Here is a 26,871-nt window from a genome sequence, read left to right as displayed (position 1 = left end):
CTTTGCAATTTCAAAAAGATGATTGAGGCAGAATGTCAATTCTGGTCTAACAGAGCCTTAATTATTGCCCGTTGTGGCAACGCCGAGCCCGCAGGGCGGAGAGCAAGTTCCCTCCCGGCGCACTCCGCAGGACGAAAGAACCTCCGCCGCACGAAGTGCGCAGCGGGGGTTCTTTCATGTCCGAGGACGCGCCGGGAGGGAAGGCCGCCCTCGGGCCGGACAGCTAAGACTGCTTACGCGACGGTGTAAACCCAGTTGTGCTTATCCTCGACAGCACCGGACTGGATGCCAGTCAGGGTCTCGCGAAGCTTCTTCATCACAGGGCCGATCTCGGTGTAGCCAGCCGGGAAGGTCACGGTCTCGTCGGCGCCGTAAACCTTGTTGTCAATCTCGCCAACCGGAGAGATGACGGCAGCGGTGCCGCACAGGCCGCACTCCACAAAGGTACCGGCCTTGACCTCGGCCCACTCGACGGGACGCTGGTCAACGGTCATGCCCAGGTCCTGAGCGACCTGAACGAGCGAACGACGGGTGATGGAGGGCAGGATGGAGTCGGTGTGCGACTGCGGAACGACGAGCGTGCCATCCTCTTTCACGAACAGGACGTTGGCGCCACCGGTCTCCTCGACATAGGTGCGGGACTCGGAGTCGAGATACAGGTTCTCGGCATAGCCCTCGCGATGGGCCTCCATCGTGGGCTTGAGGGACATGGCGTAGTTCAGGCCGGCCTTGATGTTGCCGGTGCCGTGCGGTGCGGCGCGGTCGTACTCGGAAACGCGCAGCTTAACGGGCTTAAGGCCACCCTTAAAGTACGGACCGACCGGGGTCACGAGAATACGGAACGTGTACTCAGGAGCGGGAGCCACGCCGATCACGTCACCGGAGCCGATCATAAACGGACGCACGTACAGGGTCGCGCCAGAACCGAAGGGCGGAACCCAGGCGGCGTTGGCAGAGACGACCTGCTTGACGGCCTCAACGAACTTGTCCTTGGGGAACGGGGGCATCTCGAGGCGCTGGGCAGAGTTGTACATACGCTCAGCGTTCATGTCGGGACGGAAGCAGACGATGCTGCCGTCCTCGGCGGTGTAGGCCTTCAGGCCCTCAAAGACCTCCTGACAGTAATGGAAGATGCCGCCGCACTCGGAGACATGCAGGGTGTGGTCGGTGGTCAGGCCGCCCTCGTCCCACTCGCCATCCTTCCAATGAGCCTCGTAGCTGTAATCGGTCTTCATGTAGCCAAAGCCGAGGCTACCCCAATCGATATCCTTCTTCTCGACAGTCATATGTCGCTCCTTACATACACAGTTGCAAACTCGCGAACCCGCACGCAAGGACCGAGGCCGACCGCGTCGCAACGTCGCACGCCCGGAGCGTAGAGCCGGACGGGACACGCGAACAGCATCAAAGCCGATGGCACGTCGATTCGCATGCACGAGATTGTACTCCCCGTACGCGTCTGATAAAACGCTTTTCTTTAACTAAGTAAAGTATTTTCATTTGACCGAAACTAAAGAGGCCCGCCACCGTAAGCGGTGACGGGCCTCAACTGCACGGTTTGCGCGCTGGCTCGAGCTACGCGTTCTTTTTGCCCAGCTTAGCCTTAACCAGACCGACCACGGTCGGGATGATCGACACGGCAACGATGCCGACGATCAGCAGCTCAAAGTGCTCCTGCACAAAGGGGATGCCGCCAAAGAAGTAGCCCAGCAGCGTAAAGACCGTCGACCAGGTAATGCCGCCCAGCACGTTAAAGACGACAAAGTTGCGCCAGTGCATGCCACCCATGCCAGCGATAAAGGGCACAAAGGTGCGGATAAACGGGAAGAAGCGGCCGAGGAAAATGGCCAGGTGGCCCCACTTGTCCAAGAAGTCCTCGGACTTTTTAATGCGCTCGGGCGTCATGGCCTTGACCTTGCCCGAAGCGATAATCTTTTTGCCAAAGAAGTGACCGATCATAAAGTTGCACTGGTCACCCAGGATGGCAGCAGCCCATGCGACGGCCAGCAGAGCCACGATGTTAAAGCCACCGTTGTGGGCAAAGAAGCCCGAAGCAAACAGCAGTGAATCGCCGGGAAGGAACGGGAAGAACACCACGCCCGTCTCGATAAAGATAATCAGGAACACGCAGCCGTAGGCCATAAGCGGGCCGGCGGCGATCCAGCTGGCAATCGCGGTGCGCGGGTCTTTGAGCAGCTCGGCGATAAAATTGATGAAACCCATGAAGTAAAACCTCTCAGTTGTGGGCGCGGATACGTCCAAGTTGACCAGTATACGGTTGCGGTGCCCCCTCGTGCGCAACCCCACAAAAGCATGACTCCATTACCAGCAAGTTTGCATAACTGACACCTGTTGCGCAATGCCGCCAAGATTGTCCTTCCTAATCCCTAGCGAATCGCTATACTTTATTGAATCGCATTGCCATGGCGCTAAGGGAGGGCGGCCGGTGAGCTTTATCAATACCATTCGCGAGGACATCAAGACCGTCCAAGCGCAGGATCCCGCCGCGCAAAACGGTCTGGTCATCTTCCTTTCCTATCCTGGCCTGCACGCCAAGTGGAACCACGTGCCCGAGCACTGGCTCTGGGAGCACGGTCATCGCTCGCTCGCCCGCGTGCTCTCGCAAATCACCCGCCACATCACCGGCGTCGAGATTCATCCCGCCGCACAGATCGGCAAGCACTTCTTTATCGACCACGCCATGGGCGTCGTCATCGGCGAAACCACCATCGTGGGCGACAACTGCGTGCTCTACCAGGGCGTCACGCTCGGCGGCACCGGCAACGAGACCGGCAAACGCCACCCAACGCTCGGCAACAACGTCACCGTGGGCACGGGCGCCAAGGTGCTCGGCAACATCCGCATCGGCAACAACGTCAAGATCGGCGGCAACTCGGTTGTCGTCAAGGACGTGCCCGACAACTGCACCGTCGTGGGCGTGCCGGGACGCATCATCAAGCGCAACGGCTGCCGCGTGTTCGAGGAGAGCTTCGATGCCAAGCAGCATCGCGAGTACATGCCCGACGATGCCGCCGAGCAATCCGCGCTCAACCGTCAAGGCATCACCGAGAATGCCCGCCGCGTCAAGGAACTCGAGCGAGAGGTGGCCGAGCTCAAGGCCCTCGTCGCCAAGCTCGTGGACGAGCGCTAGAGGCGGACGGCCACCGACAACATTGACGCCAACGCAAAGGCGCGCCAGAGGATTCACCCCTAACGCGCCTTATTTGTGATGTGACATGCGGAACTGTCCCTTTGTCACATTATGCGAACTGGCTCAGATAGAGGTCGGCGTAGGCACCCTCGGCAGCCAGCAGCTCCTTATGCGTGCCCTGCTCGATAATGTTGCCGTGATCCATGACCAAGATCAGGTCGGCATCCACAATCGTCGACAGGCGGTGCGCGATCACAAAGCTCGTACGCCCGCGCATGAGCGCGTCCATGGCACGACCGATGGCAAGCTCGGTACGCGTATCCACGCTTGAGGTCGCCTCGTCCAAGATGAGAATCGCCGGGTTGTTGAGCAGCACGCGTGCGATGGTCAGCAGCTGACGCTGGCCCTGGCTGATGCTCTCGGCATCGTTGGCCACGCGCGTGTCGTAGCCCTGCGGCATGGTGCGCACAAAGAAGTCGACCTGCGCGGCACGAGCGGCGGCCACGATCTCGTCGCGCGTCGCCTCAGGACAGCCGTAGGCGATGTTTTCGGCAATCGTGCCATCGAACAGCCAGGCGTCTTGCAGCACCATGCCAAACTGCTGACGTAGCTCGCCGCGGTCCATGCGGCTCGTATCCACGCCGTCGAGCGTAATACGCCCGCCGTCAATCTCATAGAAGCGCATGAGCAGGTTGATGAGCGTCGTCTTGCCTGCGCCCGTGGTTCCCACCACGGCAATCTTCTGGCCCGGCTCGGCGGTAAACGACACGTCGCGCATAAGCGGCTTGTCGGGCGAATAACCAAAGCGCACATGCTCAAAGGAGACGCGGCCCTCCACGCGACCCGGCAGCTTGGCGGCCTTGTCCGGCAGCGGATCGGCCTCCATCTCGGGCTCATCGAGCAGGTCGAACACGCGCTCTGCACTCGCCAGCGCGCTCTGCAGCGAGTTGAAGGTAAACGACAGCTGCGTCATGGGTTCGGACGCCTCGTAGATAAACTGGAAGAACGCCTGGAACACGCCGACGGTCATGTGACCGGCAACCAGCATGCTGCAGCCCACCAGCGCGATCACAATCTGCGCCAAACGACCGATAAAGCGCACCGCAGGGCCGACGGCATTGATCATAAAGTCGGCCTTGGTACTCACACGAGCCAGTTCCTTCGAAGCCTCGTGCACCTCAGCGGAGCTCTGACGTTCGCGGTTAAACGCGCGGATCACCAGACGGCCCGAATAGCCTTCCTCGACCGCACTCGTAATCTTGGACACCCACTCCTGGCGCTCGCCCGTCACATCGTGTGTGCGGCGCGAGACGACCTTCGTCACCAGCAGCGACAGTGCCGTAAAGAACAGAAAGACGAGCGTAAGCTGCACGCTGAACACGAACATCACGCTCACAGCACCAACAACCGTGCCGATCGACACGAGCAGCTGCAGCAATCCGCGCTGCATGCTCTCGGACATCTTGTCCAGGTCGTTGGTCGCGCGGCTGACGACCTCGCCGGGACGATGCGCGTCAAAATAGGCGAGCGGCAGACGGTTGAGCTTTTGCGCGATGCGGTTGCGCAGGCGCAGATTGAGGCGTTCGGCCACGCTCGACATCAAAAAGCTCTGGAGCGCGTAGAACGAAGCGGCGGCCGTCCAAATCAAAAAGTAGATGAAGATAGTCCTGCCGCAGTTCTCCCAGGTGATGCTGAAAGTGGTGTCGTTGGCAAACGCTACCTGAATGTGGCCCCACAGCTCATCGATCACGCGGGCGCTATATGCCGGCGCGGCGGTGTTAAAGATGACATAGAACACAATGCTCGCGAACACGATATAGAAGCGCCAATGGTCGCCGACGGCCTCGCTCCACAAGCGGCGCACCGTCGCCCAGGTATCCCGGGGCGTCTCGTCCTCTTCTTCGTCGTCCACGTCGCGCATACGCTCTGCCTCGGCACGGGCACGCTCGTCCTCGGCGCGCTCGTTTTCCTCGTAGAGCGCTTGGCGGCGAGCCTCGCGCTTGGCGGCGTCATCCAGCTCGGTCGACGCGGCAGCCGTTTCCTCGACCAGTCCCGCGGCAGCGGCGTCATCAACGCCGCCCTGCTTCTTGAGCTCCCCGGTCATGCTACTCACCTCCCTTCATTTGCGATTCCGCGATGGCGCGGTACACCTCGCAGGTTTCCATAAGCTCGCCATGCGTGCCCAAGCCCACGACCTCGCCGTCCTTGAGCACAACGATCTGGTCGGCATGCAAAATAGTCGAGATGCGCTGCGCGATGATGAGCCCCGCAGCGTCACGCGTCTCGTCTTGCAACGCATGGCGCAGGGCGGCATCAGTCTTAAAGTCCAGGGCCGAAAAACTATCGTCGAAGATATATAGATCGGCGCGCTTCATGAGTGCGCGAGCAATGGCCAGGCGCTGGCGCTGGCCGCCCGAGAAGTTCGTGCCGCCCTGGGCCACCGGCGTATCGAGCCCCTGGGGCTGGTCGAGCACAAAGGTGCTCTGGGCAACCTCCAGCGCATGGAGCATGTCAGCCTCAGTCGCGCCTTCGTTGCCAAAGCGCAGGTTGCTTGCAACGGTGCCCGAGAACAGCCACGCCTTCTGCGGCACATAGGCGATGTGTCCACGGATCTCATCTTGCGAAAGGTCGTGCAGATCGATGCCGTTCAGGCGAATGGCGCCCTTCGTTGCATCGTGGAAGCGAAGCAGGAGCTTGGCCACCGTTGACTTGCCCGAGCCCGTTGAGCCCACGATCGCGGTCGTCTGTCCGCGGCGGCAGGCAAAACTCAGGTTGCACAGAGTGTCCTCGTCGGCATCGTCAAAACGGAACGACATATGGTCGAACACGGCAACCGCATCGGTACCGTCAACAGGCTCCGCCGCGCACGTATCTAGCGTGCGCTTGCCGTCCACGATGCTCGGCTCGATTTCGAGCACCTGTTGCGCACGGTTGAGACACGCCGCAGCGCGCGGGAGCGTCAGAATCACCATCTGCGCCATCATCACAAAGAAAAGGATCAGGATCGCGTATTCCAACACGGCCGAGATGCTGCCGATTCGCATGGCGTGGACGCCCACGCGGTTGCCGCCCACCCACAGCACCGCCACCTCGGCGATATTCATCAAAAAGAAGCTGGAACTGTCGAGACCCACAAACAGGTGGTTGACCTTGATGGCGTTGGCCGCGTAATCGCTAAACACCTCGTCCAGGCGCTGCTCCTCGTGGCGCTCCTTGTTAAATGCGCGGATGAAGCGCACGCCCACGATGTTCTCGCGCAGCACCACGTTCATGCGGTCGATAAAGCTCTGCAGGCGCATAAAGATCGGCGCGGCGTTAGCCACCGTAAAGACCGCCGCCACCAACACGATCGCAACGACCACGCCCAGCAGCGTGCCCATGGCGGGATCGATGAACCAAGCAAAAATGATGCCTGCCACGGCCAAGAACGGCACCGGCAACACCAGCTGAATCGTCTGAAGGACAGCTTGCTGAATCACGTTGATGTCGTTGAGCGAGCGTGTGATCATCGAACCCATGCCAAAGCGCTCAAAGTCGCTGGCGGACAGCTCGAGCGACTTGTCGTACACGGCATTGCGGATATCGCAGGCCACGTTGGCGGCCAGGCGCGCTGAAAGATAGCAGCCCAGCACCGTGCCGCCGCTGGCCATGCCGGTCGCGATAAGCATGTACAGGCCGTTGCGTAATATATAGTCGACATCGCCCGTGGCAATACCGGTGTTGACCATGTTCGCCAGCATCGTGGGAACCAACAGCGTACCGACGTTATCTATCAGCACCGCAAACAGCGTCACCGCAATCAGACCGCGGTACGGCCTCATAAATCTCATTAAGAGTCGCATGCGTCCCCCTCGCCCTTATCGTCAGCCTCGTTCTCGGCGGCCACTTGCCGTATAAATGCCTCGCACTCTTCGTTCAGAACATGGGAGAACTTACCGACCAAGCGCATGATCTCGCGCTGCTCCCACGGCTCGAGCGCCTCGAATGCCTGTTGCTCGGCTTTTTGCGCCGGCAACGCGTAGCGCTTGGCAAACTGCACGCCTTCTTCGGTCAGTCGCACAACCTTGTTCTTACGACTGCCCTCGGCAAACTCCAACGTCGCAAGCCCTCGCGCCCTAAGCGTCTTGATCGCCGAATTGATGGTCTGTTTGCTGTAGAACCATTCACTCGTCAGCCGACTCACGGCAACGCTTCCGCCCGCTGCACTCGTGTCGACGAGCATCCAGTAGGCGCAGTCCGAAAGACCGCAGGCGCGCGCGAACTCCGAATAGATACGGTCAAGCCCGTTGAGCATCCGGTCGAAATCGACCAGGCTAACTGCACTATTCATCTCTCCCACCATTCGATAGTCCGAGTTTTGACCAATTTATATCTCTACATTAGTCCGAGTTTTGACTATCGTCAACAGGCTCTCCGCGAATGCGTGCATTTTTATGGCCTATCGGCAGAAAAAGACCGCCGGCGCGGGGGCGGCGCCAGCGGTCACGTGAAAATCGAGTTTTATTGCCTGTTAAGCGGCGACGGCCTCATAGACCGTAGCGCCCGAGAAGCTGTCATGCAGGCTCTTGCCGGCAATCCACGGCAGCTCGACAACCTCGCAGACCGTGTTGACCAGCTCGGAGCAGTCAGTAAAGTGGCCCTTGTCGTTGAGGGCCTCGCAATCCTGAACACGCCAATAGCCATCGGTGTGCGTGATGTAGTACTCGTGATCGTTGATCGACACGAAAGCGCGCGTCTTGGAACGCAGCAGCTTCAGAAATCCTTCGAAATCGGTCTCGACGACATCTCCAGCCTGGAACATGATGTTACCTCCTGGCCCGGCGCCACCACGGCGCATTGATAAACGTTGGTACTCCTTTAGTAAAACCTTTATCAGAGGTTATGCGTTCGTCATTTAGGCAAGTGGTAAAAAACCGCAGGGTAGACGGGATAAAACGTTTAACCATCCCATTTGTTTGTCACATTCTGAAGGTACTTTTATGCAAACCTACTTTCCCAATTGGAATCCATCCTTTTGGCCGGGCAATTGACCGTCTATCGTTTAAGCCCGACGGGTATGAACGGGGCATCTGCAACGCCACCGCAAGGAGACACCATGGAGACTATCGAAACACTCATTCACCGCCGCAGCTGCCGCAAATACAGCAATCGTCCCGTCGAGGCCGAAAAGCTTGCACGGATTATCGAAGCCGGCCAATATGCACCGAGCGGCATGGGCCGCCAGCCGGTGACGTTTGTCGCCGTCACCGACCCCGCGACCGTCGAGCGTCTCTCACAGCTCAACGCCCAGGTCATGGACAGCAACAGCGACCCCTTCTATGGCGCCAAGACCGTTGTGGTGGTGCTGGTTGACCGCAGCGTGCCCACACATCTGGAAGACGGCTCGCTCGCCATGGGCAACTTGCTCAACGCCGCCTATGCACTGGGTGTCGATTCGTGCTGGATTCACCGCGCGCATGAGGTCTTTGACTCGCCCGAGGGCCTGGAGCTGCTGGCCAGCTGGGGCCTGCCCGCCGACGGCAGCCTGCGCGGTGTCGGTAACTGCATTCTTGGCTACGCCGAGGACACGCTACCCGAGCCCAAACCCCGCCGCGACAACGTGGTGTACGTCAAGTAGCGCAGGAGTGTCCCAAACTGCCGGCAGAAAAGGAACGTCCCCTTCTGCCGGCAAGCTATGTTGATATTTGAGTTGTCGTCGCTTCGCTTGTCTGGGTCGTTTCGGCGTCGTCGCCTTGCTTGTCTTCGTCCTTTTGTGCATCGGCGATGGTGGAGGCCGCCGCAACGATACCGCGCTGGGGCGCGACGCCCGTCTGGGTCTGAGCGCCCTCGATAACTTCTGTGCCTGCATGCGCGAGCTCGGGCGATTTAAACACTGCGTCCAAGTTGGCGCCACCGCCGGCGTAGCCAAGCGCAGCGAGTGCGATGACGATCACTGCAACGGCGACCGCGATCGGAACATAACGGTGCCAACCAGCCGGATTGAGTCCGCTGCGGCGAGCCGCCCCGCGGCTGATGTAACCAAGCGTGCCGTCGTGCTTGAGCTTTGAGCCCACCACGCGTTTGCGGCCCCACAGCGACGACTCGGCCTGCATAGCCAAGCGGGCGCTTGCCGAAGGATAACCGTATTTAGTGCGCTTGAACGAGCCATCAAACCCCGAGGCGTGTTTGCCCCACGTCACCGATGTCGTGCGTCGGTTAACCGGCGCAGCGCTCCGCCTTCTGCGGCTCGGTTTTGAAGTCTCAGCCATATGCCCTCGCACGCCGTAACCAAATCGAAACAATAACGCTTTGGACTGTAGCACACGCGTCGCGCGCGGTCACGGGCGCCTCGCCCAACGGTCATCGTCCTTCAGCAAGCGCCACAGCGTTGTACGGCTTATGCCCAGCACCTCCGCCGCACGGGTTCGGTTGCCGTGGAGATGATCTACAACCAAATGCGCGATATCTCGCTCGGTATCGGCCAGCGGTCGCAGGATATACAGATCACTTTCGAGTGTCGGGGCGCCAAAGGTTGCGGTCTTAATCACGTCCTCTTGGGCGAGCACTTCCTCCGCCACAGTGCGGTCCACCGTGCCCGCCCCCACCAATATATACAGTCGTTCCGAGACCTCGCGGAGCTGCAGATAATTGCGCGGCCAGCGGTAAGCATCGAGCGTCTTCGCCGCCGCGGCAGACAGCGTGGGCGCTGACGTCCCAAATGCGTCAGCGAGATATTCCAAATAGCGCGCAACCTTCTTCGACGCGGCTCCCTGCTCGGCGATTGCCGGCGCCACGCTCACCGCACAGGCGAAGCGCTCGGTCACAAAAGCGGCTTGATCACTTTCGCTGCCGCCCGGCATGTCATTCGCCGTCAGCACCACATGGCAGCGCGTCGCCAACGCGGTGTCGGCCATCGTGGAAACGAGCTCGCGAAGGCGTTGGGGACCAACCGCATTCCAGTCCTCAATGCAAAGGGTCAGCCCCGTTTGGAACAGCGGCGATTCGGCGCTTTTGAGCACATGGCGCCAACCGCGATCGGTGAGTTCATCGAGCGCGACGGAAACAAAGGGCTGACCGGCAAAAGGACCGTCCAGATAGAGGCGCTTGGCGATCTCGACCTGACCCGCTCCCAGCTCGCCCTCGAGCATAAGGGGCACACCGCGCGCGTAACTCTCTGCAACCGGCGCAGCCACCGAGGCCGCCCCCTCAACGATGCCGTACGCGCTCGATTCGTAGCGAGCCTCAACTTCGTCGGCGTTGAGCCACTCGATACCCGCATGCGCCGCGGCACCGCGCACCTCGCGGACCACGACGACCCAAAGGCCCCCGCCCTCTTTGTCGGTGGGGCGAACGGTCAGGCTCAGGCGCGCACCCGCACGTCCCATAACCAGACGCGCGCCGTCTCCTATACGGTCGAGGCGCTCAGCGACAAAAGCCGCCACATCCCGCTCGAGCGCCGCGTCATTCATGGTCGAGATCGCGACGTCCCCACGCGCATCGATTGCCAATGCCGAGGCCCCGGCAGCAGCCAGGGCCTCGGTCAAGATGTTCAGCTTGGCATCGCTATCCATGATTTGCCCCTGTCCGCGGCGACATGCAGCCGCCGACGGTCGCACGACCGAGTGTTTCAAAATTGAACGATATTGCTCACCAAACACTATAGGGCAGAAAGCGCCGTCCTGCGAGTATAGGTGTTGCCCCGCATCGCCATCCTGGCGGGGCGATAAGAGCTCTTCGGGACTTATAAACCTGCGGACAAGCCATACCCGCAAGAGCTCCTATCGCTCCACCGTGAGAATGCGCTCACCAGCAACCAGCACGCAAACAAGCTACTTCTCTACCAGATTCCCAGTACGTGTTGCATTCCCAAACTCATGCACGCAATGCCAATCCAGCAGCAAAAGCCCAATGCGATGGGCTTGCCGCCCTTTTTGACCAGCTCGACGATATCGGTATTAAAGCCAATAGCCGCCATGGCCATCACAATAAAGAATTTCGACAGCTCCTTGATGGGCGCCGTAAAGGACGCGGGAAGCTGAAACACCGTGGTGATCACGCTCGCCAGCACAAAGAACAGCACGAACATGGGAAATGCGCGCTTAAACGAGAACGTGCTCTTGGCGTCGCCGCCGGCCTTGCGCGCCAGATGCATCTGCCAGCATGCGAGGACCAGCGTGATAGGAATAATGGCCAGCGTCCTGGTGAGCTTGACCACCGCGGCGCTCTCGAGCACATTGGCGCCGGGATGCATGCTGTCCCAAGCGCTCGCCGCAGCCGTTACGGACGAGGTGTCGTTAATGGCGGTACCGGCAAACAGGCCAAAGCCCTCGTTGGTCAGCCCGAGCATGCCGCCGAGCGTCGGAAACACGAGCGCCGCGATAACGTTAAACAGGAAGATGACCGAAATAGCCTGGGCAATCTCGCGATCGTCGGCATCGATGACGGGTGCGGTCGCGGCGATGGCAGAACCGCCACAAATCGACGAACCCACACCCACAAGCGTCGCGATCTTACCCGGCACGTTCATAACGCGGCAGAGCACAAAGGCGATGACAAGCGAGGTCGAGATTGTCGCCACGATAATCGGCAGCGACTGGGCGCCCTTGGACAGAATCTGGGAGAGGTTCATGCCAAAGCCAAGCAGGATAACCGCGTACTGCAAGACTTTTTTGGACGTATAGGTGACGCCGGCGGCGAGCTGTTCGCGACGATTCTTGGGAAAGACGAGCGCCAGGACCATGCCAAAGAGGATGGCGAATACCGGACCGCCGACCACCTCAACCTGTTTGCCGAGCAACGTCGCGGGAATGGCGATGATCAGGCAGAACAAGACGCCTTTCCAGCGCTCGCGTACGATATTTGCCAGTTGCATATGGGATTCCTTCTTTCTATTTCACGTTTGCGACGGCTTATGATACGGCAACATTGAGCACAGCCTTGCGCAAACACAGACTAAGATGCCGCGATAGTTCTCAGGCAACAGCCGAATTACCCACCGCGGAGAGCTGATTCGCGGCATAATTAACAACTGACATATGAGTTTGATAGAACAGTTGCGAGGCGCTATGGAAGAATCGATGCACGTCGGCGAGCAGGAAACGAGCCTACAGGACCAGTCCTACCACACCATTCGACGCAAAATCGTCTACCTGGACTACAAGCCGGGCGAAAAGCTGGGCGTCAAGCAGCTTTGCGATGACCTGGACATGGGTCGCACGCCCGTGCGCGAGGCTTTGGTTCGCTTGGCGCAGGAAGGCCTGGTGCGCACCGTGCCCCAGAGCGGCACCTACGTCTCGCCCATCAACCTCACCCTTGCCGAGAGTGCCTGTTACATCCGCGAGCATCTGGAAAAGCAGGTGATTGTGGAGTGCTGTGCGCGCGCCACGTCGGCCGGCATCGAGCAGCTCGACCGCGCCATCGTGCTGCAGGAAAAGGCCATGGCCGAGGAGGATCGCATCGGCTTCTTTTTGAGCGACAACCTCATGCATCACATGATTTTTAGCATCGCATGTCGCAGCACCGTGTGGTCGTGGCTCGAAGAGACCAATGCCGACCTGGAGCGCTTCCGCTGGCTGCGCGCCGCCACGCAGGTTCTCGACAATCAGGACATCGTGAACGAGCACAAGCAGATTCGCCGCGCTATCGCCGGTCGCGACCCCATCGAAGCGAGCTTTTTGGTCAGCAAGCACCTGCACATGATGTTCCGCAATCAAACCGAGGTTCTGGACCAGTTCCCCGAGTACTTCGAGACCAGCAAGCTCCGCTAACCTGCCAAATAGGGACAGGTTTATTTTGGCAGGTTTTATCCGAGCAAATGCAACAAGGCCCGGCTCCGTCTTGATGCGGAGCCGGGCCTTAGTCGCTAGAACGGCGGAACCAACTACTCGACCGTGACGCTTTTCGCCAGGTTTCGGGGTTGGTCGACGTCGCAGCCGCGCAGGATGGCGACCTCGCGGGCGAGCAGCTGCAGCGGGACGCTCGCCGTGATGGGGCTGAACACGTCGCGGACTGCTGGCACGCGGATAATGCAGTCGGCGATCTTGTTGATCTCCTCGTCGCCCTCGGTGGCAACGACGATGACCTTGGCGCCGCGCGCCTTGCACTCCATGAGGTTCGACACGGTCTTGTCGTAGATGGCACTCTTGGTGGCCACGGCGATGACAGGGAAGCCCGGGTCGATCAGCGCGATGGGGCCGTGCTTCATCTCACCGGCGGCGTAGGCCTCGGCGTGCAGGTAGCTGACCTCTTTGAGCTTGAGCGCGCCCTCGTAGGAAATAGCGGCACCCATGCCACGGCCCACGAACAGCGCCGACTGCGCGTCCTTGCACAGCAGGGCGGCCTCATGCACGGCCTCGGTTTGGGTATCCAAAATCCACTGGATCTGCTCGGCCGTATCGGAAAGCTCGCGGAACAGCATGCGCGCCTGCTTGGTGGTCAAGCGGTACTTGACCTGCGCCAGCAGCAGAGCCAAAAGCGTAAGGCTCACGACCTGGCCGATGAAGCTCTTGGTCGAGGCGACCGCGATCTCCTTGTTGGCCTTGGTGTAGATGACGCCGTCGCTCTCACGCGCCACGGGGCTGCCCACCACGTTGGTGATGCCGAAGACCTTGGCACCCTTGATGCGCGCATCGCGAATGGCGGCAAGGGTATCGGCCGTCTCGCCCGACTGGGACACGGCAACGACAAGCGTCGTCGGCGTAATGATGGGGTTGCGATAACGGAACTCGCTGGCCGCCTCCACCTCGGTGGGGATGCGAGCCCAGCCCTCAATGAGATTCTTGGCAATGAGGCCAGCGTGATAGCTGGTGCCGCAAGCGATCACGTAGACGCGGTCGATGTCGTTGAGCTCCTCGAGCGAAAGGCCCAGCTCGTCGATGTCGAGCTCGCCGGCCGGCGTCATGCGGCCCACCAGCGTGTCGCGCACGACGCGCGGCTGCTCGTGGATCTCCTTGAGCATAAAGTCGGGATAACCGCCCTTTTCTGCCATGTCCAGGTCCCAGTCGATGTGGGTGACCTTGGGCTCGATAACGTTGCCGGCCTCATCGGTGTACTCGACGCCTGCGGGCGTAAGCTTGGCAAACTGACCGTCCTCGAGCACCACGACATCGCGGGTGGCGTCGATGAGCGCGATGACGTCGGAGGCGACATAGGCGCCGGTCTCGCCCGCGCCGACCACGATCGGGGAATCCTTGCGGGCCACGGCGATCACGCCGGGCTCGTCAGCGCACACGACGGCCAGACCATAGGCACCGACCACGTGGGCGCAAGCCTCGCGCACGGAGGCCATCAGGTCGTGCGTCTCGGCATAAGCCTCTTCGATCAGATGCGCGAAGACCTCGGTATCGGTCTCGCTCTTAAAGTGGTGGCCGCGGCCCTCCAGCTCTTCGCGCAGCTCGGCGAAGTTCTCGATGATGCCGTTGTGGACGATGGCGATACGACCGTCGCAGCTGGTGTGGGGGTGAGCGTTAACGACGGAGGGCTTGCCGTGGGTGGCCCAACGGGTGTGGCCGATACCGCAGGTAGCGTCGCTGTCGATGTTGGAAAGCTCGCTCTCCAAGCCCGCGACCTTGCCCACGCGGCGGATGACGTCGAGGTGCGCCGCGGCGCCCTCGCCCACCTCGAGCGCGACGCCCGAGGAGTCATAGCCGCGATACTCCATACGCTTGAGGCCTGTGACCAGGATGTTCTTTGCAATATCAGAGCCGGTGTAGCCGACAATTCCGCACATAGGATAAATCCCTTCGTCCGCTTGACTGCAAAACGTCCACGCACAGGGGGCGCTGAGACGCATAACGTTCGAGTATTGTACTCACGCAAACGCAAGCTGATATACCAGAAGTGGTATCTCAACTTGAATACCACTCGATACACACACCCCACCCCGAAGGGGGCAGGCACCTTCGTGGTGGTTTGGTCTGACAGCATCGTTTGCCCAGATAAAACCTGCCAAAATAAACCTGTCCCTAATAGGCGGGTTTTGACACCTCAGGGGCGGGCGATGCTACAATCTGGCTTGTACTTGAAACGCATCAAAGGGGCCGCTATGGCAAAGGTAAAAATCAGCGACGTCGCGCGCGAGGCCGGGGTTTCGTTGGGCACGGTTTCCAACGCGCTCAACCACCCCGAAAAGCTGCGTCCCGAGACCCTCAAGCTCATTAACGAAACCATCAATCGACTGGGCTACCTGCCCAACCAAAGCGCTCGTCAGCTCGCGGGCGGCGCCACCAAGTCCTTTGGCCTGGTGCTCCCCCGTCTCGACCACGGCTTTTCACTCCAAATCGCCAGCGGCGCCCACAACGAGGCCCGCAAGCACGGCTACGACCTGCTCATCGCCAACGCCGATAACGACGATATTCTCGAGGACCATTACCTGCGCTACTTTATGGGCACCCAGATGTCCGGCGTCATGGTTCAGCCCATGGCATCCCCCGACTGGCACCCCGCCCTGACCAAGATGCCCGTGCCGATCGTCCATCTGGACATCCATTGCTCCGAGCCCGGCTACTACGTGGCCGCCGACAACGAGGCACAAGGCCGCATCATCGCCGAGCTCGCCATCGCCCGCGGCGCGCACCATATTGTCGTCGTCGGCCGAGCAGCATTTATGCAACTCACCCTGCGCGTCCTTGGCATTCATAAGGCGCTCGCCCTACATCCCGATATCAAGATCGAAGTCATCGACGCCGGCGAATGGAATACCGCCGCCGACGGCTACGGCATCGGCACCCAAATCGCCGCGCGCCCCGCCGACGAACGCCCCGATTTTGTCGTCGGCCTGACCGACGTGCTGGCCTCGGGCGTCATCTCGGCGCTGGTCGACAAAGGCATCGCCGTCCCCGGGCAAGTACGCGTAGCAGGTTGCGATGGCAACCCGCTCGCTTGGAGCGGATCGGTCCCGCTCACTACGGTAGCGCCCCCGGGCTACGAGATTGGCCGCAAGGGCGTTCAATTGCTCATGGAGCAAATCGAGAACAAGGCCCCAGCAAAGACCAAGCATATCCGCGTCGGCTCTACAGCGCGCACCGTCACCGCAGTCACCGCCGCCGAGGACATCAACCGCCAAGAACTGGTACGTCCGTTCCTGCTGGAACGCGCCAGCACCCAGGCAAGCAGCCAGACCGACGCCACGGCCATCAACCTCGGTGCGTATCTATAGCACGCCCGCAAGTATGCTAAGTCGCCGCTCAAGCAAAAGAGGCCCGACCATTGCCGGACCCCTTTTGTTTAAGCGCAAACGTAAGCAATTGCTCGTTTCAACGCCGCAATTGTCTAGCGCACGGCCTTGACCGCCGCCGCCAGATCGAACAACGTATCGAGCACGGCCTCGCAGCCATCCACCACGTCCTGCGGCAGCGGCACGATATCGGGGACGGCAAAGACGTGGCAGCCAGCCGTAATGCCCGAGACGCAGCCGTTGCGCGAATCCTCGACCACGGCACATTCCTCGGGAGTAAAGCCCGCGCGCTCGCAGGCGAGCAGATACATCTCGGGGTCGGGCTTGCCATGCACGACGTCCTCGCCACACGTTACCGTTTCAAACTTGTCAAAAAGACCGAATGCTTTAAGGTTGCGCTCGGCCGTAACATGGCGCGATGACGTTGCAAGGCCTACGTGATAGCCCGCAGCCAACAGCTCGTCTATGCACTCGGCAGCGCCGGCCTTAAGCTCCAGATCGGTCTTGACCATCTCGTCGCGAATCTCCTTGTGGCGGACATAGACCGCCTCGGTGGTTTCGTGGCTGCCATAATGCTTATCGAGGATGTCCATAACATCGGGCAGCGTGCGGCCGATAAACTGATGGATCAGCGCTTCATCAATCGCGAGCCCCAGCTCAGCGGCGCCTGCCTTCCAGGCCCTAATCCCCAAACGCTCGGTATCGACCAGCGTTCCATCCATGTCAAAAATAACAGCCTTGATCATATCGGTCCCCCATCGACTCTCGCTGTCGCATTGCCGCAACTCTACCGCATTTGACAACTTGTATATAACGTATATACCATATTGCACTTTCGTTACACAGATAGAAGTCTTATGGCAAGTAACGCATTAGGATTATAGTTTTCAATCGAGTACTCAACGATAAGGATCGTTTCATGATTTTAGACACCACGGCACCCGCAGAGGAGCTTCAAGACAAGCTATCGGCGCTCGAACAGCTGCTTTTGGCATACGGGCGCGTGGCTATCGGGTTTTCCGGCGGCGTTGACAGCAGCTTTTTGGCCGCCGTATGCGCCCGCATCATGCCTACCAATACCCTCCTCGTCCATCTCACCACGCCGCTCATCGGCACGCCCGAGCAGGCTTCGTTTGAGCGGTCCGTTGATGGACAAGCCAATGAAGGGGCACATTTTAAGCTCCCCGTGCTCAATCTTTCGGTGGATCAGCTGCAGCTCCCCCAAGTAGCCTGCAACGATGCCAATCGCTGCTACCACTGCAAGCACGCTGGCTTTACCGCCATCGTCAACCACGCCAAGTCGCTCGGCTTTCCCACCGTCATCGATGGCAGCAATGCAAGCGATCGCGGTGACTACCGCCCCGGCATGCGTGCGGCAGAAGAGCTCGGCGTACGCTCACCCCTTATGGAGGTCGGCTTTACCAAGGACGAAGAGCGCGAGCTGCTGCGCGCATGGGGTTATCCCGTTTGGAACCTGCCGGCGGGAGCATGTCTTGCCACGCGCGTCCCCACGGGCGAGGAGCTTACGCGCGAGAAGGTCTCCCTGATTCGCGCCTGCGAGGATTACCTGCACGATCTTGATCTGGCACAGGTACGCGCGCGCCTGGTCGGCGGCTGCATGCATATCGAGGCCGCACCCGCAGATGTCGCCAAGATTGCCACCCTCGGCGGTGCCGCCGTCGACGACAAGGGCAAGACCCCGCTGCCCGCCGTTATCGAGTCCGCGCTGCGCGAGCTGGGCTGCGACCATATCTCCCCTGAGGTCACCCCCTACATCCACGGTGCCATGAATCAGTAACCTGCCAATAAGGGACAGGTTTATTTCGGCAGGTTTTATCTTGGGAAACGCGAACAGGGCCGTGACACCCATACGGCGTCGCGGCCCTTTTCCTTGGAGAAGGATCAATTGATTGAACGGGATGACCGTTCTAGTCTTCGAGTCCGCTATTGATGAGCTCCGCAATCTCAACGGGATCGGTGCTCGCGCGCACCTTGTCACGGAAGCCGGCGTCCATCAGCATCACGGCAGCCTTGGAGAGCAAGCGCAGGTGCGTGGTTCCTGCCTCGCCGGCAGGCACGTACAGCGCGAGCGCAACATCGACGGGCACACCATCGAAGCTCGGCCATTCAACGGGCTCGACCAGCTTAAGCACGGCAACGCCCGGCGTGTGGATAGCATCGCTTTTGGCATGTGGAACGGCAAAACCGGCGACAAGGCCAGTCTCGGCCTCGTTCTCGCGAGCCATGAAGGCAGTCTCTACGGCAGATGCGTCGTCAGCAAAGCCGAGCTCGACGGCCTGATCGGACAAATAATGCAGGGCATCCTCGCGCGAGGCGGCGGTATACCCGATTGTCACTTGGTTGGCAGATACAAATCCCATGGAAACCTTCCTTACAACACAGACCTGACTGCAGCTTCGATGCCGTCGGCGTCCAAACCGTACTTGTGCAGCAAATCGACCGCAGGGCCGGACTCGCCATACACATCGCGCACGCCGACGCGACGCATCGGCACCGGATACTGCTCCGCTAGCACCGAGGCAACGGCCTCGCCAAGACCGCCGATAATCGAATGCTCCTCGGCAGTGACCACGCGACCGGTCTTCTTGGCGCTGGCTACAACCAGGCGTTCGTCGAGCGGCTTGATCGTATGCATGTTGATGACCTCGGCATCGATGCCATCGGCAGCGAGCGCCTCGGCAGCCTCAAGCGCCTCGGCGACCATAAGGCCACAAGCGATGATGGTCACATCGGACCCCTCGCGCACGACCACGCCGCGACCAATCTTGAACTCATAGTCCTCGCAGTCGTTGATGACCGGTGTTGCCAGGCGGCCGAAGCGCATGTAAACCGGGCCCTCAAACTCATAGGCGGCGCGCACACAGGCACGAGCCTCGACGTCGTCGGCGGGAACGACCACCGTCATACCCGGAATCGTGCGCATGAGTGCGATATCCTCGCAGCACTGGTGCGTGGCGCCGTCCTCGCCCACCGAAATGCCGGCATGAGTAGCGCCAATCTTGACGTTGAGGTGCGGGTAGCCGATGGAATTGCGGACCTGCTCGTAGGCGCGACCGGCGGCAAACATCGCAAAGGTGCTCGCAAAAGCAACGCGGCCCATGGTCGCGATGCCGGCGGCAAGACCCATCAGGTTGCTCTCGGCAATGCCGGCGTCGTAGAAGCGCTCAGGGTGCGCAGCCTTAAACTTACCGGTCTGCGTGGCGGCGGCCAGGTCGGCATCGAGAACCACAAAGTCATCGCGCTCATTGCCCAGCTCGACAAGTGCCTCGCCATAGCTAACGCGCGTGGCGACTTTCTTGACGTCTGCCATTAGAGCTCCTCCCCTGCTGCTGCGAGCTCGGCCATGGCCTGCTCAAACTGTTCATCGTTGGGTGCCTTGCCGTGCCAGCCCACCTGGTTTTCCATAAAGGAGACGCCCTTGCCCTTCACCGTCTCGGCGATAATGGCCACGGGCGAGTCGCTCACTTTGCGGGCCTCGGCAAAGGCGGCGGCAATCTGCGCCATGTCGTTACCGTCGGCGAGCTCGATCACATGCCACTTAAAGGCGCGGAACTTGTCAGCGAGCGGCATGGCCGAGTTGACTTCATCGATCGTGCCGTCAATCTGCAAGCCGTTGTGGTCGACGACGGCAACAAGATTGTCGAGCGCATGGTTGCCGGCGAACATGGCCGCTTCCCACACCTGGCCTTCCTCGCACTCACCGTCGCCCAGCAACGTGTAGACACGGTAGCCGTCGCCCCAGTGCTTAGCGGCAAGCGCCATTCCAACTGCAGCAGAGATGCCCTGACCGAGCGATCCGGTGGACATATCGATGCCAGGGGCGTCGTTCATGTTGGGATGGCCCTGCAGTCGGCTGCCAATATGACGGAGCGTCTCGAGCTCTTCGACGGGAAAATAGCCGCGATTTGCCAACACCGAATACAGGCCCGGCGCCGCGTGACCCTTGGAGAGCACAAAGCGATCGCGATCGGCCTTGTGAGGGTCGGCAGGATCGATATTCATTTCCTCAAAGTACAGATACGTCATGATGTCGGCAGCACCGAGCGATCCACCCGGGTGTCCCGACTTGGCCGCGTGAACCGCAGTCACGACACCCTTCCTGACCTCATTGGCGACCTTCGCCAGCTCCTGGTTGGTCATACGAATTCCTCTCTTGAGAACAACCCCGGCACCGGATGACGCGATGCCGGGGCAATCCACTCGTTAAGCCTGAGCGACGACCTTCTGCCAGTCAGCCTCAAAAGAGGCGAGGCCCTGGTCGGTCAGCGGATGATGCAGGCACTTCTTGAGAGCGGCCATGGGCACGGTCGCAATATCGGCACCGAGTAGCGCGGCCTGGGTCACGTGGTTGGGCGTACGAACCGAGGCGGTGATGATCTCGACGGTGTCGTCGACGTTCTTGCCCGTCCAGTCGTAGTTCTTAATGCAGGTCACGACGTTGTCGAGCTGCGAGATACCGTCCTCGGCGATGTCATCGAAACGACCGACAAACGGGCTGATGTAGCGAGCACCGGCATTGGCGGCCATAAGGGCCTGCGTCGGCGAGAAGACGAGCGTCATGTTGACGCGCACGCCAGCATCGGCCAGTGCACGGCAGGCGGCAAGGCCGGCCTCGCACACGGGAAGCTTGACCACGATGTTGGGGGCGAGGGCGGCAAGGCGCTTGCCCTCCTCGATCATACCCTCGGCAGTGGTAGCGGTAGACTCGGCGGAAACGGGCAGGCCCTCGCAGAGCTCGGCAATCTTGAGCATATGCGGCTCAAAGTCGGCAAGCTTGCCGCCGGTCTTGGCGTACAGGGACGGGTTGGTGGTAACACCGGCCAGGCAGCCCCAGCTCTTGGCCTCGGCGATCTCGTCCAGATTGGCAGTATCGATAAAGAACTTCATGGTGCAAACTCCTTCGAAGGAATCCAAAACTCAAAAAATAGGACAAAGGGGATGTCCCTTTGTCCTATGTGCCGGGCCTGCGGCTGGGACATGCCCCAGGCCCGGCGTCGTGTAGGAAAAGCTACTTAGTCCTCGAGAGCCTTCTCGATGCGGCTCGTGACGCCCTTGAGGTTAAGACCGACGACGTACTGCTTGATCGGGCGCTTGATGTGCTCGATCACAAAGCGCTTGCCGTCGATGTCCTGGGCAGCGAGGTTGCGATAGAGCTTCTCGACCTGCTCCTTGACCTCGGGATCGTTGAACGCATAGTGGCCGGAGACATCCAGGATCTTCAGGCTGAGCTCATCGTCGGCAAGGATGTCATCGACCTGCAGGTTGACGTCGTCGCCAGTCATCCACTTGCGCCAGCGCTCGGTCTTGATAGCCTTGACCAGCAGCGTGTGATACAGGTCGGAGGGGTCATCGCACAGACCGTTGTCGACCAGGATCTGCTCGGTGGCGCAGAGCTTGAGGTAGGCGCGGGTCTCCTCGGTACCATACTGCGGAGCGACGTTGGAGGCGGTCACGTGTGCCGGGATGTGCTCGAGCAGCGTCGCGTCGTCCAGATAGTCGGCGTTGTGCTCCTTCAGGCCCACGCCATAGCGCTTGGCCATATCGGCAAGCTCGCGGGCGTTCTTGAAGTTGTAGTGACCGACCTGCTCCGTCCAGCGGGTAAGGGTGCCGGTCTGGCCGACGATAAAGGTGGGCATGGGGCAGCCGCGCTTCTCGAGCTCGGGCTGCAGCTGAGAAATGAACTCCTCGTACTTATCGGTAGAGGTCAAGCCGCCATTGGTCTCCTCGGTACCGACCTCATAGGCGACCTCGGGCAGGTTATGCTCGCGACGGTACTGCTCAAGGTAGTCGATAAGATCGATCGTGCGGCGAAGCACCACGTCGAGCGGAATAACCTTGCCGATCTGATAGGGGTCCTTGGTGGGGTCGACCATCAGCAGGTCAAAGCCCGCCTCCATGTCGGCGACGAAGGACTTGCGGGCGAGCTCCATGGCCTCGTCCTCGGGCAGGTGGGCGTTACGCTCCTCGTCGCGCTGCCACGGACCGCCGTGATCGCGGCACAGGTAGTACGGACCGGTGTAACCCACCTCGTCGGCAACCTTCTTGATGTCGGCGGCAAAGCGCGTCTGGTCCCAACCGTTGACGTAGCCGGCGCCCATCTCGTCCATATCGACCTGGTTGCGGCTGGCGATAAACATGGGCGGGAAATCCTCGTCCTTGGCAAGCTCGAACACGGCCTGAATCAGGTTGGGGCTCATGGGGCCAATGCCGACCATGGTTGCGTGATCGCCGCTATCCTGCAGCTTGAGCATGCCCTGAACGGCCTGACGGATGGTGAGGTTGGACATTTTGTTCTCCTTCTCCAGAGGATTTTTGACAAAAGTTCCCTGGGACCCAGATGTGGGCCCTATCAGTACGGATGGATTTTGTTGTGTAGGGGCGGTTGTGCGGAGTCAAATCCATCCCTCCGCACAACCGGAGTCCTTAAAGGTTTACTTGGCCTGCTTATCGAGCGTGGGCTTCATGGCAATCAGGATTGCGGCGGCGACCACGGCGCCAATCACGATGTCCAGGCAGAACAGCGCGACGTTGTTGGTGGCAAGGGCGACGATAAAGCCACCGTGCGGGACGTAGCAGTCGATGCCCTGGAAGGCGGCAAGTGCCGCACCCACGGCAGAGCCGATGCAAATGCCGGGCAGGGTGTGACCGAGGTCCTTGACCGCGAAGGGGATAGCGCCCTCGGTAATACCGATGCAGCCCATGAACAGCGCGGAGATGCCCATCTGGCGGTCAGCGTCATCGAACTTGTTCTTGGCGATGAGCGCAGCGAGGCCACAGGCGATCGGGGGAACGGCGACGGCGACGCGGAACATACCGTTAGGACCGTAGATACCGGAGGCCATGATGGCCATGGTGAAGGTCGAGGCGGTCTTGTTGATGGGGCCACCCATATCGAAGGCGGTCATAACGCCAATGACCAGACCCAGGACAACTGCGGAACCGCCCTGCAGGCTGCCGAGCACGCCGGTGAGCCAGTCCATCACAAAGCCAAGCGGCGTGGCCAGGATGTAGATATAGGCCATGCCCAGGACAAGCGAGGTCAGAATCGGGATGATCAGGATGGGCATGATGGTCTGGATGGTGTTGTTGACCTTCCAGGTCTTCATCCAGCGGACAAAGTAGCCGCAGATGACCGCCATGATCATGGCGCCCAAGAAGCCGGTCGAAACGCTGTTGCCGTTAGGGGTAACGACTGCGTTATTGACCAGGTAGCCCAGGACAAAACCGGGGGCGAGCGCGGGCTTGCCGGCCATCGAGTAGGAGATGTATGCCGCAAGCACCGGGATCATCATGGAGATGCCGGCCATGCCGATGGTGTTAAGGCTCACCATCAGCGGGTTCGTAACCTCCATGCCGTTGGCGCCGGCGGTACCGGATGCCAGCGAGAAGGCAAGAAACACGCCGCCGATAACGACGATGGGGATAAAATAGGAAACGCCGGTATTGAATGCATTGAGCAGCGTCTTGCCAGGATCGGCAAAGATAGACTGCTTGGACGCCGGTGTCGGGGCCTGCGGGGCAGCGGAGACGGCCTTCTTCTCTGCCTTGGCCTCGGCCTTGGGCGCGTCAACGGCGCCACCCGTCGCCTTGATGATCTCAATGGCCTGGTCGATGATCTTTACCGGATCGGCGATTACATCAGAGGTGCCGACCTTCAGGAACTTGCCCTCGGCCATCTTCTGCTCAAAACGGTCCTCGTTCTCGACACCCACGTCGACGGACTCCAGGACCAGGTCGGCGGAGTCCACGTCTTCCTGCGTGAGCTCATTCTCGATACCCAGGCCACCCTGAGCCTCGACCTTGCACTCGATGCCACGGGCGGCGCATTCATCCTGAATCGCCTTCTGGGCCATATACGTGTGGGCGATACCCACAGTACAGGCGGCAACGCCTACGATCTTCATTGCTTCCCTCTTTTCATAGAGTTGCGTGCGCAAGACACCGTTTGCGGAGGCCTCCGGAGCATCCCCTGCCGTTTGGACTTGCTGTCTTTTCGACAAGAACAATATAGGTGCTCGTTTTTCTTAATGCCAGCTTATTTCGGTAAACGCGCAGGTCAGAGCGTTGGTTATGCGATTTAGTTATGCGTTTAACCAAAAATGAATCCTGCGATTTTGCCCTCGATTTCAAAAGTCAAGAAGTATTTGATTTTCTCGGTAGACGGCAGATGCGCATGCCGGTCACAAATTTCGACCCCACCCGTATGCCGCATTTGTTGCATACTCATATGAAAGGAAAAAGCCGCTCACCGAAGCGTATCCTTCACCAAGACTCAAAGTCATCATGTTGGAAAATGCTCATCTGTCGGAAGGAGTCGCTGTGGCAAAACAGCGCGTTACGATCGCAGACGTCGCTCGAGAGGCGGGAACCTCGACGGCAAGCGTCTCGTATTACCTCAACGACAAACGAGAAAAGCTTAGCGAGAAGACGCAGAACAAAATCGCGCGCGTCATTAAGGAACTCGGATACGTTCCCAACGCCCAAGCGCAGACGCTCACCGGCAAGCAAACCCACGTCATTGCCATCATCATTTTGGATAACACCAACAAATGGGCGGGGCTCGTTCTCAATGGCATGGAGCAGGTCATGCTCCCCGCGGGCTACCAGACGGTCGTTTGCACGAGCAACTTTAACCCCGAGACCGAGCTCATGTACGTCGACAAGATGCTCTCGCTGGGCGTCGATGGCTTTATCATCCAGCCCACGGCAAACTTCAAAGCCGTGCATGACCGCATTAGACGCGCCGGCAAGCCGGTCGTCTTTTTCGATGCGGCCATCTATAGCCCAGGTACCAGCTGGATCAAAACCAACCTTTACGACGGCGTGTACAACGCCACACAGGCACTCCTCGACGCCGGCTACGAAGATTTCTTTTCCATTGCCGCCAACATGACCGAAATGCGCACCCGCATGGAGCGTTTTCAGGGGTATGCCGAGGCGCTGGCAGCGAACGGGCAGCTCTACAAAGCGATTCCCATCGATCACAACAAGCCGTCAATCAACGAGCTCACTGAATACTTTAAATTCAAGTTCAATCCCGCCAAGCGAACCCTTATCTTCGTGCAAAATCAGTGGGCACTTCCCCGTGTCTACAAGGCCCTCCAGCCAATGGCCCATCTGCTTCCGCAGCAAATCGGCCTTTTGGGACTCAACTGCGAAGACTGGACTAATCTCACCACACCGACCGTCTCCACCATCATCGAGCCCGTCGACCAAGAAGGTCGCGAAGCAGCCGAGATGCTGCTCGCCCTACTTGACGGAAGCAGCGAACCCGGCGAGCAGCGCATTCTCGAGTGCAAGCTCAACTGGCTCGACTCCACCTCGATCTAGACCGCGGGACAAATGAATCAGTAGCGTTTGTCTCAAATCTTAAGTATTTGTTCGACAGAACGGCCCTTGCCGGCTCCTGCTAGACTGGTAGATTCCCAACCGTCCATCCAGGAGCCTCAATGTCGCGCAAGCCCGCCTACAAGCAAGCACTTTCCATCGGCACCGCCGTGGTGCTGGGGTTTGCGCTGTTTACGGGATCGCTCGACGGAGCGCCCAAGTTGCTGTCGCCGCAAGGCGATGAGCAGGCGGCGGCTCTGGCCGAAAAACAAAACGAGAGTCCCAGCCGCACCGACGACGAGGCAGACCTGGTTGCCCGACTCGAATCGGGAACAGCGAGCTCCTCGGACTCTCAAAATAGCCAAGACTCTGGCGATGGCTCCGATTCCGCCGCAACCGACACCGGCGACGGCGCTTCCGCGGACAGCGCCGCCACCCCCATCGACGAGGTCGAAAACCCCGACCTCAACCGCGCCCGCGGTGTTTATCTCAGCAGCATTCCCGACTACGCCGGCAACCCCTATGTTGCCCTTCGCGCCGACAGCACGCACCCGCTCGGCACGCCATCATTCACACTCGATGAATACGAGCGCGCTACAGAAGAGGGTTGCTTTAAGAAGTTCTCCAAGCTCGACAGCCTGGGCCGCACCCGCAAAGCGCTTGCCTGCGTGGGCCCCGAATCACTCGGTCAAGGCGAGCGCGGCGATATCTCGCGTATCCATCCCGCTGGATGGCGCCAGCAGCGCTACGACTTTATTCCGGGCCAGAGCCTCTACAACCGCTGCCACCTTATCGCCTGGTCGCTCTGCGGCGAAAACGCCAACCGCAAGAATCTCCTCACCGGCACGCGCTATCTCAACGAGACGGGCATGCTGCCGTTTGAAGAGCAGATTCTCAACTATATTCGCGATACGGGCAACCATGTGCTCTACCGCGTCACGCCTATGTATAACGAAGAGGAACTTGTCTGCCGTGGCATGCGCCTTGAGGCGCAATCGGTCGAGGACCACGGCAAGACCCTCTGCTTCCACGTATATTGCTACAACCTGCAGCCGCACGTGCAGATCGACTACACCACCGGCCGCAATCAGGCCTCGGGAGACTAGGACCGACCAAGCTGCCCCAAAGCCTAAATGATCCGTTTTCCTCCGTCCCCAAGGAATCAGAACCACCCTTAAAAAGGGTGGTTTGCTCTTAGGGTATAACCCACGGGCCCCGG

At 60.1% G+C, this 26,871-nt stretch carries 24 protein-coding genes; 7 read left to right on the top strand and 17 right to left on the bottom strand.

Annotated features, from left to right (window positions below; all coding sequences use genetic code 11):
- Positions 1-233: 233 nt before the first annotated feature.
- Together PGW49_RS08955 and PGW49_RS08950 are read right to left on the bottom strand one after the other, a co-directional pair.
- On the bottom strand, positions 234-1,286 hold the full coding sequence (locus PGW49_RS08955) for a branched-chain amino acid aminotransferase (RefSeq protein ID WP_035138743.1): 1,053 nt from the start codon (positions 1,284-1,286) through the stop codon (positions 234-236).
- A 289-nt stretch (positions 1,287-1,575) separates the two neighbouring features.
- Positions 1,576-2,223, bottom strand: coding sequence for a VTT domain-containing protein (locus PGW49_RS08950; protein WP_270226292.1), 648 nt, complete (start codon positions 2,221-2,223; stop codon positions 1,576-1,578).
- A gap of 223 nt (positions 2,224-2,446) precedes the next feature.
- Here PGW49_RS08950 and cysE point away from each other — a divergent pair, with 223 nt between their 5' ends.
- Positions 2,447-3,151, top strand: a complete 705-nt coding sequence (cysE, locus tag PGW49_RS08945) for a serine O-acetyltransferase (protein ID WP_035138740.1) — start codon at positions 2,447-2,449, stop codon at positions 3,149-3,151.
- A gap of 109 nt (positions 3,152-3,260) precedes the next feature.
- On the opposite strand, the gene PGW49_RS08940 is transcribed toward cysE, so the two are convergent.
- The 4 genes from PGW49_RS08940 to PGW49_RS08925 form a co-directional block, all read right to left on the bottom strand.
- A complete protein-coding gene (locus tag PGW49_RS08940) occupies positions 3,261-5,255 on the bottom strand; it encodes an ABC transporter ATP-binding protein (protein ID WP_195503960.1) in 1,995 nt (664 codons plus the stop codon).
- A 1-nt stretch (position 5,256) separates the two neighbouring features.
- Entirely contained in the window at positions 5,257-6,981 is a 1,725-nt protein-coding gene (locus PGW49_RS08935) for an ABC transporter ATP-binding protein (protein ID WP_270226293.1), read from the bottom strand.
- On the bottom strand, positions 6,981-7,481 hold the full coding sequence (locus PGW49_RS08930; RefSeq protein ID WP_270226291.1) for a MarR family winged helix-turn-helix transcriptional regulator: 501 nt from the start codon (positions 7,479-7,481) through the stop codon (positions 6,981-6,983). The genes PGW49_RS08935 and PGW49_RS08930 overlap by 1 nt, the downstream gene beginning before the upstream one ends.
- A 180-nt stretch (positions 7,482-7,661) precedes the next feature.
- Positions 7,662-7,952 (bottom strand): hypothetical protein, encoded by a 291-nt coding sequence (locus tag PGW49_RS08925; RefSeq protein WP_006235631.1) that lies wholly within the window; start codon positions 7,950-7,952, stop codon positions 7,662-7,664.
- A 294-nt stretch (positions 7,953-8,246) separates the two neighbouring features.
- On the opposite strand from PGW49_RS08925, the gene PGW49_RS08920 reads away from it, so the two are divergent.
- Complete coding sequence (locus PGW49_RS08920; protein WP_270226290.1) at positions 8,247-8,768, top strand: nitroreductase family protein; 522 nt, start codon at positions 8,247-8,249, stop codon at positions 8,766-8,768.
- A 55-nt stretch (positions 8,769-8,823) separates the two neighbouring features.
- On the opposite strand, the gene PGW49_RS08915 is transcribed toward PGW49_RS08920, so the two are convergent.
- The 3 genes from PGW49_RS08915 to PGW49_RS08905 all read right to left on the bottom strand — a co-directional run bounded on the left by PGW49_RS08915 (position 8,824) and on the right by PGW49_RS08905 (position 12,002).
- Positions 8,824-9,399, bottom strand: a complete 576-nt coding sequence (locus PGW49_RS08915; RefSeq protein WP_270226289.1) for a hypothetical protein — start codon at positions 9,397-9,399, stop codon at positions 8,824-8,826.
- 69 nt (positions 9,400-9,468) lie between these two features.
- The gene (locus tag PGW49_RS08910; RefSeq protein ID WP_270226288.1) at positions 9,469-10,701 is read right to left on the bottom strand and encodes a helix-turn-helix domain-containing protein; all 1,233 of its coding nucleotides are present in this window, start codon (positions 10,699-10,701) and stop codon (positions 9,469-9,471) included.
- A 266-nt stretch (positions 10,702-10,967) separates the two neighbouring features.
- Positions 10,968-12,002 (bottom strand): YeiH family protein, encoded by a 1,035-nt coding sequence (locus tag PGW49_RS08905; RefSeq protein ID WP_138375056.1) that lies wholly within the window; start codon positions 12,000-12,002, stop codon positions 10,968-10,970.
- Between the two features lie 193 nt (positions 12,003-12,195).
- Between PGW49_RS08905 and PGW49_RS08900 the strand changes: the two genes are divergently transcribed.
- Positions 12,196-12,897 (top strand): GntR family transcriptional regulator, encoded by a 702-nt coding sequence (locus PGW49_RS08900; protein ID WP_050766156.1) that lies wholly within the window; start codon positions 12,196-12,198, stop codon positions 12,895-12,897.
- Positions 12,898-13,010: 113 nt separating this feature from the next.
- On the opposite strand, the gene glmS is transcribed toward PGW49_RS08900, so the two are convergent.
- Positions 13,011-14,858 carry a glutamine--fructose-6-phosphate transaminase (isomerizing) gene (gene glmS, locus PGW49_RS08895; protein WP_270226287.1) on the bottom strand — a complete coding sequence of 616 codons (1,848 nt, stop codon included), beginning with the start codon at positions 14,856-14,858 and terminating at the stop codon, positions 13,011-13,013.
- Positions 14,859-15,173: 315 nt separating this feature from the next.
- Here glmS and PGW49_RS08890 point away from each other — a divergent pair, with 315 nt between their 5' ends.
- Entirely contained in the window at positions 15,174-16,286 is a 1,113-nt protein-coding gene (locus PGW49_RS08890) for a LacI family DNA-binding transcriptional regulator (protein WP_035138733.1), read from the top strand.
- A 113-nt stretch (positions 16,287-16,399) separates the two neighbouring features.
- Here PGW49_RS08890 and PGW49_RS08885 read toward each other — a convergent pair whose 3' ends face one another.
- Positions 16,400-17,050 carry an HAD family hydrolase gene (locus PGW49_RS08885; protein WP_270226286.1) on the bottom strand — a complete coding sequence of 217 codons (651 nt, stop codon included), beginning with the start codon at positions 17,048-17,050 and terminating at the stop codon, positions 16,400-16,402.
- A gap of 173 nt (positions 17,051-17,223) precedes the next feature.
- Between PGW49_RS08885 and larE the strand changes: the two genes are divergently transcribed.
- Complete coding sequence (larE, locus tag PGW49_RS08880; protein ID WP_270226285.1) at positions 17,224-18,102, top strand: ATP-dependent sacrificial sulfur transferase LarE; 879 nt, start codon at positions 17,224-17,226, stop codon at positions 18,100-18,102.
- A gap of 130 nt (positions 18,103-18,232) precedes the next feature.
- Here larE and PGW49_RS08875 read toward each other — a convergent pair whose 3' ends face one another.
- From PGW49_RS08875 to PGW49_RS08850, 6 genes are all read right to left on the bottom strand, one after another.
- A complete protein-coding gene (locus PGW49_RS08875) occupies positions 18,233-18,685 on the bottom strand; it encodes a PTS sugar transporter subunit IIA (RefSeq protein WP_117746490.1) in 453 nt (150 codons plus the stop codon).
- Between the two features lie 11 nt (positions 18,686-18,696).
- Complete coding sequence (locus tag PGW49_RS08870) at positions 18,697-19,635, bottom strand: transketolase family protein (RefSeq protein WP_270226284.1); 939 nt, start codon at positions 19,633-19,635, stop codon at positions 18,697-18,699.
- Positions 19,635-20,465 carry a transketolase gene (locus tag PGW49_RS08865; protein ID WP_117746489.1) on the bottom strand — a complete coding sequence of 277 codons (831 nt, stop codon included), beginning with the start codon at positions 20,463-20,465 and terminating at the stop codon, positions 19,635-19,637. The genes PGW49_RS08870 and PGW49_RS08865 overlap by 1 nt, the downstream gene beginning before the upstream one ends.
- Positions 20,466-20,528: 63 nt before the next feature.
- The gene (fsa, locus tag PGW49_RS08860) at positions 20,529-21,212 is read right to left on the bottom strand and encodes a fructose-6-phosphate aldolase (protein ID WP_006235616.1); all 684 of its coding nucleotides are present in this window, start codon (positions 21,210-21,212) and stop codon (positions 20,529-20,531) included.
- A 125-nt stretch (positions 21,213-21,337) separates the two neighbouring features.
- On the bottom strand, positions 21,338-22,612 hold the full coding sequence (locus PGW49_RS08855) for a class II D-tagatose-bisphosphate aldolase non-catalytic subunit (RefSeq protein WP_006235615.1): 1,275 nt from the start codon (positions 22,610-22,612) through the stop codon (positions 21,338-21,340).
- A 144-nt stretch (positions 22,613-22,756) separates the two neighbouring features.
- Positions 22,757-24,229 carry a PTS fructose transporter subunit IIC gene (locus tag PGW49_RS08850; protein WP_006235614.1) on the bottom strand — a complete coding sequence of 491 codons (1,473 nt, stop codon included), beginning with the start codon at positions 24,227-24,229 and terminating at the stop codon, positions 22,757-22,759.
- A gap of 415 nt (positions 24,230-24,644) precedes the next feature.
- Here PGW49_RS08850 and PGW49_RS08845 point away from each other — a divergent pair, with 415 nt between their 5' ends.
- Positions 24,645-25,655: a LacI family DNA-binding transcriptional regulator gene (locus PGW49_RS08845; RefSeq protein WP_040359542.1), complete on the top strand. Its 1,011-nt coding sequence runs from the start codon at positions 24,645-24,647 to the stop codon at positions 25,653-25,655.
- 119 nt (positions 25,656-25,774) lie between these two features.
- Complete coding sequence (locus tag PGW49_RS08840) at positions 25,775-26,758, top strand: DNA/RNA non-specific endonuclease (protein ID WP_270226283.1); 984 nt, start codon at positions 25,775-25,777, stop codon at positions 26,756-26,758.
- Positions 26,759-26,871 lie beyond the last annotated feature (113 nt).

Source organism: Collinsella aerofaciens (assembly GCF_027679495.1).
Lineage (GTDB): Bacteria > Actinomycetota > Coriobacteriia > Coriobacteriales > Coriobacteriaceae > Collinsella > Collinsella aerofaciens_AK.
The sequence above is the reverse complement of the archived record's forward strand: the minus strand, read 5'-3'. Positions and strand labels throughout refer to the sequence as shown.